At 70.0% G+C, this 13,934-nt stretch carries 13 protein-coding genes and 1 tRNA gene; 4 read left to right on the top strand and 10 right to left on the bottom strand.

Annotated features, from left to right (window positions below; genetic code table 11):
- The first annotated feature begins 22 nt into the window (after nucleotides 1–22).
- From ACLD0U_RS01100 to ACLD0U_RS01090, 3 genes are read left to right on the top strand one after another with little or no spacing between them, the layout of a single operon-like run.
- Nucleotides 23–676 (top strand): metal ABC transporter ATP-binding protein, encoded by a 654-nt coding sequence (locus tag ACLD0U_RS01100; RefSeq protein WP_410339571.1) that lies wholly within the window; start codon nucleotides 23–25, stop codon nucleotides 674–676.
- Nucleotides 670–3,219, top strand: a complete 2,550-nt coding sequence (gene hrpB / locus ACLD0U_RS01095; protein ID WP_410339570.1) for an ATP-dependent helicase HrpB — start codon at nucleotides 670–672, stop codon at nucleotides 3,217–3,219. The genes ACLD0U_RS01100 and hrpB overlap by 7 nt, the downstream gene beginning before the upstream one ends.
- 31 nt (nucleotides 3,220–3,250) lie before the next feature.
- Nucleotides 3,251–4,906: an alpha/beta hydrolase gene (locus ACLD0U_RS01090; protein ID WP_410339569.1), complete on the top strand. Its 1,656-nt coding sequence runs from the start codon at nucleotides 3,251–3,253 to the stop codon at nucleotides 4,904–4,906.
- A 6-nt stretch (nucleotides 4,907–4,912) separates the two neighbouring features.
- Here ACLD0U_RS01090 and ACLD0U_RS01085 read toward each other — a convergent pair whose 3' ends face one another.
- The 4 genes from ACLD0U_RS01085 to ACLD0U_RS01070 all read right to left on the bottom strand — a co-directional run bounded on the left by ACLD0U_RS01085 (nucleotide 4,913) and on the right by ACLD0U_RS01070 (nucleotide 7,926).
- On the bottom strand, nucleotides 4,913–5,647 hold the full coding sequence (locus ACLD0U_RS01085; protein ID WP_410339568.1) for an ABC transporter permease: 735 nt from the start codon (nucleotides 5,645–5,647) through the stop codon (nucleotides 4,913–4,915).
- Nucleotides 5,644–6,384, bottom strand: a complete 741-nt coding sequence (locus ACLD0U_RS01080) for an ABC transporter ATP-binding protein (protein ID WP_206551284.1) — start codon at nucleotides 6,382–6,384, stop codon at nucleotides 5,644–5,646. Before ACLD0U_RS01080 ends, ACLD0U_RS01085 begins: the two co-directional genes overlap by 4 nt.
- Nucleotides 6,385–6,529: 145 nt before the next feature.
- A complete protein-coding gene (locus ACLD0U_RS01075) occupies nucleotides 6,530–7,345 on the bottom strand; it encodes a PaaX family transcriptional regulator (protein ID WP_410339567.1) in 816 nt (271 codons plus the stop codon).
- Nucleotides 7,342–7,926 carry a GNAT family N-acetyltransferase gene (locus ACLD0U_RS01070; protein WP_206550541.1) on the bottom strand — a complete coding sequence of 195 codons (585 nt, stop codon included), beginning with the start codon at nucleotides 7,924–7,926 and terminating at the stop codon, nucleotides 7,342–7,344. The genes ACLD0U_RS01075 and ACLD0U_RS01070 overlap by 4 nt, the downstream gene beginning before the upstream one ends.
- Nucleotides 7,927–7,955: 29 nt before the next feature.
- Here ACLD0U_RS01070 and ACLD0U_RS01065 point away from each other — a divergent pair, with 29 nt between their 5' ends.
- On the top strand, nucleotides 7,956–8,981 hold the full coding sequence (locus ACLD0U_RS01065) for an alpha/beta hydrolase family protein (RefSeq protein ID WP_410339566.1): 1,026 nt from the start codon (nucleotides 7,956–7,958) through the stop codon (nucleotides 8,979–8,981).
- A gap of 21 nt (nucleotides 8,982–9,002) precedes the next feature.
- Here ACLD0U_RS01065 and ACLD0U_RS01060 read toward each other — a convergent pair whose 3' ends face one another.
- The 6 genes from ACLD0U_RS01060 to ACLD0U_RS01035 form a co-directional block, all read right to left on the bottom strand.
- Nucleotides 9,003–10,499: an L-serine ammonia-lyase gene (locus tag ACLD0U_RS01060; RefSeq protein ID WP_179409137.1), complete on the bottom strand. Its 1,497-nt coding sequence runs from the start codon at nucleotides 10,497–10,499 to the stop codon at nucleotides 9,003–9,005.
- Between the two features lie 102 nt (nucleotides 10,500–10,601).
- Nucleotides 10,602–10,674, bottom strand: a tRNA-Arg gene (locus ACLD0U_RS01055).
- A 71-nt stretch (nucleotides 10,675–10,745) separates the two neighbouring features.
- Nucleotides 10,746–11,390, bottom strand: a complete 645-nt coding sequence (locus ACLD0U_RS01050; RefSeq protein WP_224817215.1) for an asparagine synthase — start codon at nucleotides 11,388–11,390, stop codon at nucleotides 10,746–10,748.
- Nucleotides 11,391–11,420: 30 nt separating this feature from the next.
- Complete coding sequence (locus ACLD0U_RS01045; protein ID WP_206550544.1) at nucleotides 11,421–12,068, bottom strand: GntR family transcriptional regulator; 648 nt, start codon at nucleotides 12,066–12,068, stop codon at nucleotides 11,421–11,423.
- Between the two features lie 61 nt (nucleotides 12,069–12,129).
- Nucleotides 12,130–12,264 (bottom strand): methionine/alanine import family NSS transporter small subunit, encoded by a 135-nt coding sequence (locus ACLD0U_RS01040; RefSeq protein WP_179409139.1) that lies wholly within the window; start codon nucleotides 12,262–12,264, stop codon nucleotides 12,130–12,132.
- Nucleotides 12,261–13,883 (bottom strand): sodium-dependent transporter, encoded by a 1,623-nt coding sequence (locus ACLD0U_RS01035; RefSeq protein ID WP_179409140.1) that lies wholly within the window; start codon nucleotides 13,881–13,883, stop codon nucleotides 12,261–12,263. The genes ACLD0U_RS01040 and ACLD0U_RS01035 overlap by 4 nt, the downstream gene beginning before the upstream one ends.
- Nucleotides 13,884–13,934 lie beyond the last annotated feature (51 nt).

Raw genomic sequence — 13,934 nt, 5'->3', positions numbered from 1 at the left:
ATCAATTGCTACAGTGAGCGTCATGGCCCCGACCGACACCGCCCTCGCCGCGCACTCGATCTGCTTCGCCTACGACCGCGAAGACGTGCTGCACGACGTCTCGGTGCAGCTCTTCCACGGTGAGGTGGTGGCGATCGCCGGAGCCAACGGGGCCGGCAAATCGACGCTGCTCGAGATCCTCGCCGGCACGCGCACGCCGAGCAGCGGACGGGTGATCCGCCACGGCGATCTCGCCCTCGCCGTGCAGCGCCCCACAGCGCCCCCGTCGCTCCCTCTCACCGCCGCCGATACCGTGGCCATCGGCACCTGGAAGCGCGGTACACGCATGAGCGCGTCCACCCGGCGCGCGGCGATTTCCGACGCCCTCGGCCGCGTCGGCATGGCCGACCATGCCTCGCGCCCGCTCACCGCGCTGTCGGGCGGGCAGCGCCAACGCGTGTTCCTCGCCCAGGGCATCGTGCGCCGCCCTGACATCCTGCTGCTCGACGAGCCCGCCGCGGGCCTCGACCGCGAGAGCATCGACCGCACGCAGCAGATCCTCGCCGAAGAGGCCGCCCGCGGCGCAGCCGTCGCCTGCGTGACCCACCACGACGCGGCCATCGCCTCCGCCGATCGGGTGATCCTGCTCGATCGCGGCACACTCGTGCCCGAACAGGCCACACTTGATGGGTGGTGAACGCGACATTCGACCTGGCCCGCATCGGCGACGGCCTCTCCTTCGCCGCCGCACTCGCTGACGTCGAAGCCGCGCTGGCGCGCTCCACGGCGGTGGTCATCACCGCCCCGCCCGGCACGGGCAAGACGACGCTGGTGCCTCCGCTGCTGGCATCCCGCTCCCCCGGCCGCATCATCGTCACGCAGCCGCGCCGCGTGGCCGCCCGCGCTGCGGCGCGGCGCCTCGCCCGCCTCGACGGGTCGCCGCTCGGCGAGCGCGTGGGGTTCACCGTCCGCGGCGAGCGCGCGGTCGGCCCGTCCACGCGCATCGAGTTCGTCACCGCCGGAGTGCTGCTGCGGCGGATGCTGGATGACCCGGGCCTCGACGGCGTCGATGCGGTCGTGCTCGACGAGGTGCACGAGCGGGCTCTGGAGACTGATCTGCTCGTCGGCCTGTTGGGTGAGGTTCGCGAGCTGCGCGACGACCTCGTCGTGATCGCCATGTCGGCGACGCTCGATGCCGATCGGCTCGCCACCGTGCTGGGTACCGATCAGGCACCGGCGCCCGTGGTGGAGCACACGGTGCCGGCCAACCCGTTGACCGAGCGCTGGGCGCCGAGTCCGTCACCGCGGCTCGATGAGCGCGGTGTCACCCGGGCGTTCCTCGACCATGTCGCCGGCACGGCGGCATCCGCGGTGCGAGAGCTGGACGATCCTGCCGCGGATGCCCTCGTCTTTCTGCCCGGCGCGTGGGAGGTCGGCGAGGTTGCGCGCTGCCTGCGACACGATGCTCCCCACATCGACGTGCGCGAGTTGCACGGGCAGATCCGTGCCGCCGAGCAGGACGCCGTGATCCGCGGACGCGCGGCGCACGAACCCCGGCGACTCATCGTGACGACATCGCTGGCCGAATCCTCGCTCACGGTTCCCGGCGTGCGGCTCGTGATCGACAGCGGACTGGCCCGGCGCCCACAGCGCGATGCGGCACGCGGCATGACCGGCCTCGTGACGACGGCCGCGTCGCGCGCGGCGTCCGTGCAGCGTGCCGGCCGTGCGACCCGTCAGGGCGCGGGCACCGTCATCCGCTGCGTCGACGAGCGCACCTATGCTGCAGCGCCGCTGCGCGACGCCCCCGAGATCGCCGCGACCGACCTCGCCGATGCTGCCCTGCTGCTCGCCTGCTGGGGCTCGCCCGGCGGGGCCGGTCTGCGCCTGATCGATCCGCTGCCGGCCGATAGTCTGCGCGACGCGACGACCGTGCTGCACGGCCTCGGCGCGATCGACGAGGACGGCCGGGTCACCGAGACCGGACGCGCTCTCGCGCGCGTGCCCGCCGACCCGCGCCTGGCCAGGGCTCTGCATGAGGGCAGCGCCCTGACGGGCGCGCGGCTGGCGGCCGAAGTAGTCGCGCTGCTCGGGGGAGACACTCGAATGCCCGATGCCGACATCGCCGCCGCGATCGTCGGCCTGCGCCGCGGCGGCCCCGATGCCCGGCGCTGGTCGCAGGAAGTGGAGCGGATGCTGCGCCACGCCCCGCACACCGAGCACACCGGCCGCACCGACGACATCGGGCTGGTCGTCGCGCTCGCCTTTCCCGATCGCATCGCCCGACGGGTGGACCGATCGGCCGACGGTGCGACGTTCCTGCTGGCGTCGGGCACGCGGGCCGGGGTGCGGGGGTCGCTGGCGCACGCCGAGTGGCTCGCGGTCGCCGAAGTGACCCGCGCTACGGGCCGCACCGCCGCGGGGTCGGGCGCCGTCATCCGTACCGCCGCGGTGCTCACCGAGCAGCAGGTGGAGCGGGCCGCCGATCACCTGCTGACCGACCGCGTCGAGGCGCAGTTCGTCGAGGGGCGTCTGACGGCGCGGCGCGAACGGCGCGTCGGCGCCATCGTGCGCGCGTCGGTGCCGGTGCGTCCGTCTCTGGTCGAGGCGCGCGAGGCCATCGCGCGGGCGCTGAAAGCACAGGGACTGGGGCTGTTCCGTTGGTCGGAGGCGGCCGACGGCCTGCGCCGTCGCCTCGCGCTGCTGCACCGCACGCTGGGCGCGCCCTGGCCCGCCATGACCGACGACGCCCTCGTCGCGGGCCTCGACGACTGGCTCGGGCCCGAGCTCGATGCTCTCGCCACCGGCACTCCCGCCGGCCGGATCGATCTCGCACCGGCCGTGCGCCGTCTACTGCCGTGGCCGGCCGCCACCGCCTTCGACGACCTCGTGCCCGAACGCCTGACGGTGCCCAGCGGGTCGCGCATCCGCATCGATTACCCGGCCGTCGACGACATCGACGCTCCTCCCGTGGTGGCGGTGAAGCTGCAGGAATGCTTCGGCTGGGCCGAGACCCCGCGCCTGATCGACGGCCGCGTGCCGGTACTGTTTCACTTGCTGTCACCGGCCGGACGGCCGCTCGCCGTCACCGCCGACCTGGCGTCGTTCTGGTCGGGCCCCTACACGCAGGTGCGCGCCGAGATGCGCGGGCGGTATCCGAAGCATCCGTGGCCCGAGGACCCCTGGGCCGCGACCGCCACCCGGCACACGAAAGCGCGCGCCGCGCGCGAACAGAACTAAGAGCCAACAGAACCAAGGAAGCAGGACAACGATGACGTCGCGCTCCACGCAGACGAGAACCCGCCACTGGTGGGCGCTCGACCCCGCCGGATCCCTCGTGGGGCTCGCGTTCGCCGTACTGTCGATCACCCCGTCGCTGCTGCCGCGCCCCGCCGTGCTGCAGGGCGCGCTGGCCGGCATCTCGTTCGCCGTTGGCTACCTGCTCGGGGCCGTGGTCTGGGCGCTCGTGCGCCGGTTGCTGTGGCGCGGCGGCACGGTGCCGCCGTTCCGTCCGGTGTGGTGGTTCGTGTACGCCGCGATCTGGGTCGCCGCGATCCTCGGCCTCTCGGGCCTTGCCCTCGACTGGCAGAACGACGTACGCGGCCTGGTCGCGATGCCACCACTCGACGGGGTCAACATCACCGGATTCCTGCTCTCGTTCCTACTGCTGGCGGTGCTGCTGCTCGCCGCGGGCAAGGCGACCGCGAGCATGTTCGGTCACCTGCGGCGGCGCATCGGTGCCGTGCTCGCCGCCGCCGCGTCTGCGATCGTCGTCGTCGCTGTGGTCGGCGGTCTCGTCTTCGCCGCAGTGGTGGGCGTCGATCGCATCTACCTCGCACGAAACGCCCTGCCCGATGCCGAGGTCGCCGAGCCCACCTCCGACTTCCACTCGGCAGGCGAGGCCTCGCCGATCGCGTGGGAGTCGCTCGGCCGGCACGGCGCGAACTTCGTCGGCGGCGGTCCGACCGCCGCCGAGATCACCCAGCTCACCGGAGCACCCGCTCTCGAGCCCATCCGCGTCTATGCGGGGCTCGAGTCCGCGCCGTCCATCGAGGAGCGCGCCGACCTGGTCGTCGCCGAGCTCGAACGCACGGGTGCCTTCGAGCGGTCGGTGCTCGTGGTCGCGACGGCCACCGGTTCGGGTTGGCTGGAACCGCAGACCGTCGACGCGCTGGAGTACCTGCACGGCGGCGACACCGCGATCGCGGCCATGCAGTACGCCTACACTCCCAGCTGGGTCTCGTTCGTCTTCGACCCGGATGCCCCCGTCGGGGCCGCCCGGGCGCTGTTCGAGGCCGTCGAGCAGCGGTGGCTGCAGCTGCCGGCCGATGAGCGCCCGCTGCTGGTCTCGTACGGCCTGAGCCTCGGCGCGCACGGCAGCCAGGCGGTCTTCGCCGACCTCGACGACGTGCGCGCGCGCACCGACGCCGCGATGTTCGTCGGCAGCCCGAATGGCTCATCGCTGTGGCGTTCGCTGCAGGCCGCGCGCGATGCCGACAGCCCGACCTGGCAGCCGGTGCTCGATGCCGGCCGTGAGGTGCGCTGGATGTCGCGTGCCGGCGACGAGGATCTGCTGACGGGCCCGTGGGAGCAGCCTCGGGTGCTCTACCTGCAGCATGCGAACGATCCGGTGACCTGGCTCTCGCCCGAGCTGCTGTTCCGTTCACCGGAATGGCTCGAGTCCGCTCAGCGCAGCTCGGATGTGAGCGCATCGATGCGGTGGATCCCGGTCGTGACCGGCCTGCAGGTGACCGTGGACATGCTGGGCGGCGAGGCCGTACCGGCCCAGCACGGCCACAACTACGGCGATGTGGTCGTCACAGGATGGCGTCAGGTCACCGGCGATGCCACGCTGTCGCCCGAGGCGATCGAGCGCATCCAGGCAGAGATCGAGACATACGCGCCGATCTCGTCGTACACCGAATAGCGGTCGTCAGTCGGTGCGCCGCCGCAGCGTGAACGGCGCGAGAACGAGGAACGCGACGGTGAACGCGACGACGATCAGCAACGGCCCGCCCACGTCCCATCCCTCATCACCGCGGGTGACCGCGCCCATCGCGTCGATCGCGTGGCTCAGGGGCAGCCAGTCCGAGATCGCATACAGCACGTCGGGCATCTCATCGCGCGGCATGAACAGCCCGCCGAGGATGATCTGCGGAAACACCAGAAGCGGCATGAACTGCACCGCCTGGAACTCGGTCTGCGCGAACGCACTGGCCAGCAGCCCCAACGAGGTGCCGAGAACCGCGTCGACCACCGCGACGGCGCCGAGCTGCCACAGCGGACCATTCACCTCGAGACCGCACACGTAGACGGCGAACAGCACCGTGATCGTCGCCTGCAGCACCGCCATCAACCCGAACGCCAGCGCGTATCCGATGATGAAGTCGCCCTTGCCCAGCGGCGTCGTCATAAGCCGTTCAAGCGTGCCCGACCGCCGCTCGCGCAGCGTCGTCACCGAGGTGACGAGGAACATCACGGTGAACGGGAACAGCGCCAGGATCGCCCCGCCGAAGACATCGAAGACGCCGGTCTGATCGACGAAGAGCCAGGCGAAAAGGCCCACCAGCAGGCTCGGCGCGACGAGCATGAGAGCGATGGATCGCGGGTCGTGCCGCAGTTGGTTCAGGACCCGACCGGTGGTGGCGAGGGTGCGACGCGGGTTCATGCGTCCTCCTCACCCTGTTGACGCAGGCGCCGTTCGCGACGCGTCTCGGGATGCCCGTCGTCAGCCTGCCGCGCCGCGGCGAGGTCGCGTTCGATGATCGCCAGGAACGCAGCCTCGGGATCGGACTCGCCGGTCACGTCGCGCAGCTGCTGGGGCGTCGTATCGGCGATGATGCGCCCCTCTCGCATCAGCAGCAGACGATCGCAGCGCAACGCCTCATCCATCACGTGGCTCGAGACGAGCATGGTCGTGCCACCCGACGCAATCCGGCGGAACAGCTCCCAGAGCTCGACCCGAAGCACCGGGTCGAGTCCGACGGTCGGCTCGTCGAGTACGACGAGTTCGGGGGACCCCAGCAGCGCGATCCCCAACGAGACCCGGTTCACCTGTCCGCCGCTGAGGGCATCCACCGCGCGCCCCGCCTGTTCGGTCAGCCCCACCTCGTCGATCACCCGGTCGACATCGGCCGAGGGCACGCCGAGCACTGCGGCGAAGTAGCGCAGGTTCTCGCGCACCGTGAGGTCGCCGTACACCGCGGCATCCTGGGTGCCGTATGCGACCCGATGACGCAGGCCGACGGCACCGGCCGACTCACCGAGCACCCGCACTGTGCCGCCGCGCACACGCTGCACGCCGACGATCGATCGCATCAGGGTGGTCTTGCCACACCCCGAGGGTCCGAGCAGACCGATCACCTGGCCGGCCGGGATGTGCAGCGACAGGCCGTCGAGCACCATGCGACCGCCTCGGCGGACCTGCAGCCCGTCGATGATCACCGCATCGTGCGTGTCACCCGCCACGAGCAGAACTCTCCTCCCCCGCGGCGGGCACGTCAAGCGGTCATACGCACGGGTGCGGGCATCCGCCCACGAAGACCTCTGCTCAGTCGGCCACGAGCCACCCGCGGTAGATCACATCGCCGGGCAACGCGGCGCTTGCGCGCTCCCAGCACCGCCGCCACGTGTGGCGGGCATCCGCCGGCATCCACGCGTCTTGGCGCAGTTCGGGCGGTAGCAAGGGGTCGACGCGCATGGCCTGCTCCAGGGCCTCCGCGAGGAAGAGCTGCACAACGACGGCATCCTGTTCCGCACCGAGCGGATGCTGCTGCGCCCAGCGCAGCACCTCATCCATCGCCGCATATCCGGCGAGCACCGGCGCGGCCGGCCACAACAGCGCCGCGATCTCACGGGAGTCGGTGACCCCGTGCACATTCAGCTCGGTGGCCACCGCCAGCACGAGGTGCTCACGCAGGTCGGGGGTAACGAGATCAGCGAGGTCGTGCGCGCTGACGTAGAGACTGGTCGAGAGCGGTGCTGCCCCCAGCTCACGCAGAGAGCGACGCAGCCCGTCGCGCAGGGCCCGCCGGCTCTCGGGGACGGTCACCGAGATCAGGTGCCAGCGGCCATCCCAGGGCATCCGTCCGTCGTCCTGTGCGAAGGCGAGACCGAGGGCGAGCCGATCGCCCGCGAGACGCTGGCGTCCGCTCTCGGTCAGGTGGATCTCACCCTGCCGACCGCGACCGGTCTGGGTCACCTCTCCCGCGGCGATCAGTCGGCGCACGGCCAATCGCACGGGCTGGTCGTCGAGGCCCACGGCATTGGCGGTGTCGAGGATCTCGCGCATCGATGCGGCGCCCTGCTGCGGCAGGAACGCCTCGATGACCGTACGCGGGCTGATGTCCAGCGCGGGTGTGCTCATGCGAGTGCCCGGCGCATCGTGGAGTACCGGTCGAACCCGAACAGGTGACGCAGCGGGCCCAGCGAACCGTAGTCGGTGGTCTCGAACCCGGAGCGGCGGTACAGCGCTTCGGCACGCGGGTTCGTCGAGATCACCGATAGCTGCACGTGCGAATCGCCACGTTCGGCTGCGACCAGGGCAGCCGCCGACAGCAGGCCCGAACCGATGCCGAGTCCGCGCCGATCGGCGTTCACGCAGATGCCGTCGAGTACCAGCACGCCCGACTGCTCGCCGCGCGCCAGGATCGTCAGCACGATCGCCGCCCAAACCGAGCGGGTGCGCGAGAGCCGGGTGCGCAGGTGCGCCCAGCTCATGTCGACGGCCCCGCTGCCATCCTCATTGAAGCCGCAGACGCCGACGACGTCGCCGTCGGCCCGGGCCACCAGAACATGTTCGGGCTGCAGGCCCGCGGTGATCAGCGCCGAACCGGTCGCCTCGTCGGGAAAGGCCGCGATGAGCTTCGCACCGAAGGCCTCCCAGTACAGGCGCCCTACCTCGGCGCGCTCGTCGGGTGTGAAACCGCGTGAGATCTGCACGTCCATACTGAGAACATATCATGTACGCTACGAACGTGCGCAAGAAGATCAATAAACGAGCTCGCCTCCTCATCACCGCCGGCGTCACCGCAGTGGCACTCGTCGTCGGCGTCGCGATCACCGCGGTGATCGGCAACGACTACCGCCTGCGCCAAGAGCCGGTGCTGATCCCCACCGCACAGGGCGCGCTCGAGGGGGCGCTCACGCGCCCGGCATCCGGCGACACCCGCGGACTCGTCATCGTCATCCACGGCGATGGCCCGGTCGAGGCGACCCACGACGGGCTGTACCTGCCCTGGTTCGAGGCCGCCGCCGACGCGGGGTTCGCGACGCTGTCGTGGAGCAAACGCGGCGTCGGCACCTCAGAGGGTCAGTGGTTGCATCAGAGCATGGCCGATCGCGCCGCCGAGGCGTCCGAAGTGATCGACTGGGCGAACGCACAGCCCGACATCGACACCACGCGGATCGTGCTGTGGGGAGCCAGTCAGGCGGGGTGGGTCCTGCCCGATGTCGCCGCGACACGCGAGGACATCGACGCCGTTGTCGCTGTGGGGCCGGCGATCAACTGGCTGCGCCAGGGGCGCTACCACCTGCTGTCCGGCCTCGACGACACCGGCGCGACACCCGCCGAACGCGAGCGTGCGATCGCGCTCAGCGACAGCATCCGTTCCCTAATAGCCGCCGATGCCGACTACGACCGATACCTCGCCGAAAGCGGCGACCCCGACCCGATGAGCGAGGACCGCTGGCGGTTCGCGAAGCGGAACGCCGCGTCGGATGCCACCGAGAGCCTCGAAGGGCTCGCCCAGGCCAACGTGCCCGTGCTGCTCATGCTCGGTGACCGCGACCGCAACGTCGATGTCGACGAGACCGCGCGGACCTATCAGCAGTTGCTCGGCGACGCCGTGCGCGTCGAGCACTTCGATGCGACGCATCCGCTGGCGCGCCCCGTGATGGAAGACGCGCCCGCGATCGGCGCGATCACCGCCGTGATCTGGCCGCGCGCGCTGTTCGCGCCGTCCGTGCTCGACACGTACCGCGGGTACCTCGCCGGCCTGTGAGCCGAGACGAGAGCCGGGCCCTCAGCACTCGATGACGTTCACCGCGAGGCCGCCCTCGCTGGTCTCCTTGTACTTGGTCGACATGTCGACGCCGGTCTGCCGCATGGTCTCGACCACGGCATCCAGCGAGACGTAGTGGTGACCGTCGCCGCGCAGCGCAAGCCGCGCCGCGGTCACCGCGGTGGAGGCGGCGATCGCGTTGCGCTCGATGCACGGGATCTGCACGAGCCCCCCGATCGGGTCGCAGGTGAGCCCCAGGTGGTGCTCCATGGCGATCTCGGCGGCGTTCTCGATCTGCCGCACCGTGCCGCCCATGACGGCCGTGAGGCCACCGGCGGCCATGGCACAGGCCGAGCCGACTTCGGCCTGACATCCGCCCTCGGCTCCCGAGATCGATGCGTTGGCCTTGAACAGCGACCCAAGCGCGGTCGCGGTCAGCAGGAAGCGGCGGATGCCCCGGCGACGGTTCGCCTCGGCGACCGTTTCTTCTTCATCGTCCGAGATGGCGACCGGGTCGTCACCGGCCGCGTGGAAGCCGAGCAGCGCGCTGCCGACGAGTTCACCGTGCGGCGTGACGGCGTTGCCGACGCCCAGACCGGAATCGGCCATGAAGCGCCACCAGTACATCGCGACGGCGGGCAGAATGCCGGCGGCACCGTTGGTGGGTGCGGTCACCACCCGTCCGCCCGCGGCGTTCTCTTCGTTCACGGCGAGCGCGAACGCACCCAGCCACTCCCCCGGCAGTTCGCGGTGCCCATCCGCCTCTGAGGCCTCCAACTGCTCGCGGATGTCGGCGGCGCGGCGCTTGACCTTGAGGATGCCCGGAAGCGTGCCACCGGAGTGCAGCCCGGCGTCGACGCACGAGGACATCGCGTCCCAGATCGCATCCAGACCGGCTGCGACCTCTTCCTCACTGCGCAGCGCCGTCTCGTTGGCGCGGGCGATCTCGGCGATCGACATGCCGGTCTCATCGCACAGCGCCATCAGTTCTTCGGCGTCGCGGAACGGGTACGGCTGTTCGGCGGTAGTGACGCGCGGCTGCTCGCCATCGCGGCGGATGAACCCGCCGCCGACGGAGTAGTACGTCTGCTCGAGCACCGTCGCGCCCTCGGCGTCGAAGGCGTGCAGCGTCAGGGCATTCGGATGCCCGGGAAGCCGCGTACGCGGCAAGAAGACGATGTCATCCTTGGCGAAGGCGATCGCGTGCTCGCCGGCCAGCAGCAGCTCACGCCCCTCGGTCCAGTTGGTCCACAGCGCGCGTACGTCGTCGGGATCGCAGGTCTCGGGCAACAGCCCCTGCAGCCCTGCGAGCACGGCGTCCGGCGTACCGTGGCCGATGCCGGTCGCGCCCAGCGAACCGAACAGCTCGCACGAGACGCGTGCGACACGGTCGAGCATGTCGTCCGCGCGCAGGCGGGCGGCGAAATCCACACCGGCCCGCATCGGTCCGACCGTATGGGAGCTCGAAGGTCCCACACCGATGGAGAACAGGTCGAAAGCCGAGACGTACGCAGTCACCCTTCAAGCCTACGTCCCGCAGGCTCCTCGCGGGGTCGCCCGGAAAGGACGAAACCCCCGCCGCTTTCGCGACGGGGGTTTCAATACTGTCTCAACACAGTGCGCGCCCCGAGGGACTCGAACCCCCAACCTTCTGATCCGTAGTCAGATGCTCTATCCATTGAGCTAGGGGCGCACGGCCCGCTCAGCGGGCCGTTGAATAGACTACAACACGATCCGCGCATATGCGAAATCGAGCCCCTGAGGTCACCCGCCGACCGCGCGCGCGCCCCGTCGGCCGGCCCGCTCAGCGCGCGTCGTCGCCTTCACGGTGTCCTTCTCGGCGGCCTTTCGCGCGGCACTCTCACGCTTGTGGCGAGCCCGCTGCTCAGACGACAGCGCCTGCAGATCAACCAGCTTCAGCGCCTGCATGCGCGCCTCGCGCATGGTCTCGTACTCGGGGTCCTGCTCGGGTCGCATGCCCTCGACCTGCAACCGCCGATCGAGGTTGCTGCGCACATCGGCCCAGGCCGCCGCCCTGGCATCCTCAACCAGGGCGCGCAACGCCTCGGAGTCGTCGGCCATCTTGCGCAGGTTGTCGGCGACACCCAGCGACTGCCGGGCGCGCCGGCGCAGGTTGCGCACGTCGCGGTCACGGTAGTCGTGCGTGCCGTGCGGGTCGGAATGCCGTCCCCGCGCGCGCTTGCGCAGTCGCGTCAGCAACTCGGCCGCTTCTTCGGACTCGTGCGCCATGGCCAGCAGCGCCGTACGCGCCTCGGCCTTGTAATGATCGATGTCGAACGTTCCGTCGCGCGCGATCGTGCCGACCAGAATCTGGTTCTTCACAGCCAGGCGGGCGGCCGCCGTGGCGATGGCGACACCCTCGGCGATGGCATCCGCTGTTCGTCCCACGAGCACCTCCCAACTTGAGCGTACCGGCAGTCACCGACCTCGGCGCAGCCTGTCTTCAGCCACCGCGCGTCCGTGTTCGAGGTGCTCCGGGATCAAGACGCGCATGGCCTCGGCATCACCGGCACGCATCGCCTCAAGGATCACCCGGTGGGCGCTGGCCATCTGCCCCAGGTCTTCGTGCTGCCCGAACAGCCAGCGCAACCGGGTGACCAGAGACTCGGCCAACTCGATCAGCATCGCGTTGCCCGACAGGTGCACAGCGGTCATGTGAAAGGCGGCCGCCGCGTCGTAGGCGGCGTCCACATCGTTGGACATCGCCGAAGCCTCTTCGTGCACGACCAGGGCTTCGAGCTGCGCGATACCGTCACCGTCGATGCGCTCTGCCGCCAGCACGAAAGCCAGTGTCTCCATGGCCTCGCGCACCTCGGCGAAGTCTTTCAGGTCCTTCTCGGAGAACTCCCGCACGACCGCCCACGTGCGCGGCCTGGTCACCACGACGCCCTCGGCCACGAGCTGCCTGATCGCCTCGCGCACCGGCAGGCGCGACACCTGCAGCTCAGCAGCGATGTCACGTTCGATCAAACGGTCACCGGGAAGACGGCGGCCCAGCATGATGTCGTCACGCAGCGCCGTTGCCACGCGCACCGACTCGAGCTCGGTCGTCCGTTCGATCTCCATCTTCGGATTCAACCACCCGGACGCCGCGGCCCACCAGTGTCACGCAACAGTGCGCCGCGGCTCAGAGCTCGATCGGCGGCGCGGGCTCGTTCTCGGCCACCTCGGGGTGGCGCGCCAGATTCACGATCGCGGCGATCAGGCCTCCCCAGACGGTGGCCATCGCGACGACCATCATGACGACGGCTGTGGGGGTCATGCGCCTGCTCCCTTCTGTGTGGCATCCGGCAATCGAACGGTGCCGGTCTCGGAGTCGGGCGCGTAGCTCTCGACCTGCAGGAACTCGTCGTAGTCGGGGTCGTCCTTGGCGTGCGACCGGCTGCTCCACGGCAGCAGAGACAGCAGCACGGCCAGCACGATCAGCCCGATCACCATGCCCCAGCCGAACACCCACAGGAACCACACCGGGTAGCCACCGTACGGCTCGGCGGACTTGGCGATGATCTCGCTGACGAGCAGGTAGCCGAGCACCACCGGGGCGAGCACGCCGACCAGCAGCATCCACACCCGACCGACGCGGAAGCTGGAGCGGCGGTTGAGGTGCTCGCGCAGCACCGGCAGCTTGTACAGCACCCATGACACGACGATCACCGAGACGAAGGCGCCGGCCATGATGCCGAACGCATTGATGAACGCGTCGGCCGTGTCGAGCACCAGCAGCGCGGTGGTTGTCGAGAACAGTGCGATCGAGACGAGTCCGATCGGGATCGTCACAACCAGGGTCGTGCGCACGCGCCCCCAGCCGAGCTTGTCCTGCAGGGCAGAGACGACGACTTCGAGCACCGAGATCAACGACGTGATGCCGGCGAAGACCAGCGCACCGAAGAACAGCACTCCGATGATCGAACCACCGGTGGCCTGCGACACGATCGTGGGGAAGGCCACGAACGCCAGACCGATACCCGCACTGGCCTGATTCGAGACGTCAGTGCCGGCTGCCTGCGCCATGAAGCCGAGCGCCGCGAACACTCCGATGCCGGCGAGGATCTCGAAGCCCGAGTTGGCGAAGCCGACGACCAAGCCCGAGCCGGTGAGGTCGGTCTTTCGCTTGAGGTACGACGAATAGGTGACCATGATGCCGAAGGCCACCGACAGCGAGAAGAAGATGTGCCCATAGGCGGCCGCCCACACGGCGGGGTCGGCGAGGGCCGCCCAGTTCGGGGTGAAGAACGCGTTGAGTCCGTCGGCAGCACCCGGCAGGAACAACGCCTGCACGACGAGGATCACGAACATCGCCGTCAACAGGGGCATCAGCACCATGTTGGCCCGACCGATACCGCGCTTGACGCCGAGCGCCATGATCGCGATCACCACCAGCCAGACGGCGATCAGAGGCAGGCCCACCTGCGGAACGAAGCTGCCCGACAGGCCATCTGCACCGACGTCGCCGAGCTGCAGGAATTCAGTGAAGAAGAAGTTCTCTTCGTTACCCGCGCCCCAGCTGAGCCGCGCCGAGAACCAGGTGTACATCGCCGCCCAGGCGATGATCACGGCGTAGTAGGCGGCGATCACGACGCAGATGAGCACCTGCCACCAGCCCAGCGGCTCGGCGGCGCGGTGCATACGACGGAAGGCGAGCGGAGCCGAACCGCGGAAGCGGTGCCCGATCGCGTAGTCGAAGAACAGCAGCGGAATACCCGCGGTCAGCAGGGCGCACAGGTACGGGATGAGGAAGGCACCACCGCCGCCCTCGTAGGCGACGTACGGGAACCGCCAGATGTTCCCCAGCCCCACGGCCGAGCCGATGGCCGAGAGAATGAAGACGTTGCGAGAGCTGAACGCCTCGCGTCGTGGTGCCTGCGTCGTCGCGTTAGCCATGGCACGACACTACCTGAGCACCCCGGCGGGAGTGAGGGGGATCGCCGGGGC

It is taken from the genome of Microbacterium sp. 2216-1 (assembly GCF_046507855.1).
In the GTDB taxonomy this organism is placed as follows: domain Bacteria; phylum Actinomycetota; class Actinomycetes; order Actinomycetales; family Microbacteriaceae; genus Microbacterium; species Microbacterium esteraromaticum_C.
The sequence above is the reverse complement of the archived record's forward strand: the minus strand, read 5'-3'. Positions and strand labels throughout refer to the sequence as shown.

Bases quoted from the DNA above. Each gene is read 5' to 3' on its own strand.
- ACLD0U_RS01100 (WP_410339571.1), top strand. From the start codon at position 23: ATGGCCCCGACCGACACCGCCCTCGCCGCGCACTCGATCTGCTTCGCC.
- ACLD0U_RS01090 (WP_410339569.1), top strand. From the start codon at position 3,251: ATGACGTCGCGCTCCACGCAGACGAGAACCCGCCACTGGTGGGCGCTC.
- ACLD0U_RS01085 (WP_410339568.1), bottom strand. From the start codon at position 5,647: ATGAACCCGCGTCGCACCCTCGCCACCACCGGTCGGGTCCTGAACCAA.
- ACLD0U_RS01080 (WP_206551284.1), bottom strand. From the start codon at position 6,384: ATGGTGCTCGACGGCCTGTCGCTGCACATCCCGGCCGGCCAGGTGATC.
- ACLD0U_RS01075 (WP_410339567.1), bottom strand. From the start codon at position 7,345: ATGAGCACACCCGCGCTGGACATCAGCCCGCGTACGGTCATCGAGGCG.
- ACLD0U_RS01070 (WP_206550541.1), bottom strand. From the start codon at position 7,926: ATGGACGTGCAGATCTCACGCGGTTTCACACCCGACGAGCGCGCCGAG.
- ACLD0U_RS01045 (WP_206550544.1), bottom strand. From the start codon at position 12,068: ATGGAGATCGAACGGACGACCGAGCTCGAGTCGGTGCGCGTGGCAACG.
- ACLD0U_RS01040 (WP_179409139.1), bottom strand. From the start codon at position 12,264: ATGACCCCCACAGCCGTCGTCATGATGGTCGTCGCGATGGCCACCGTC.
- ACLD0U_RS01035 (WP_179409140.1), bottom strand. From the start codon at position 13,883: ATGGCTAACGCGACGACGCAGGCACCACGACGCGAGGCGTTCAGCTCT.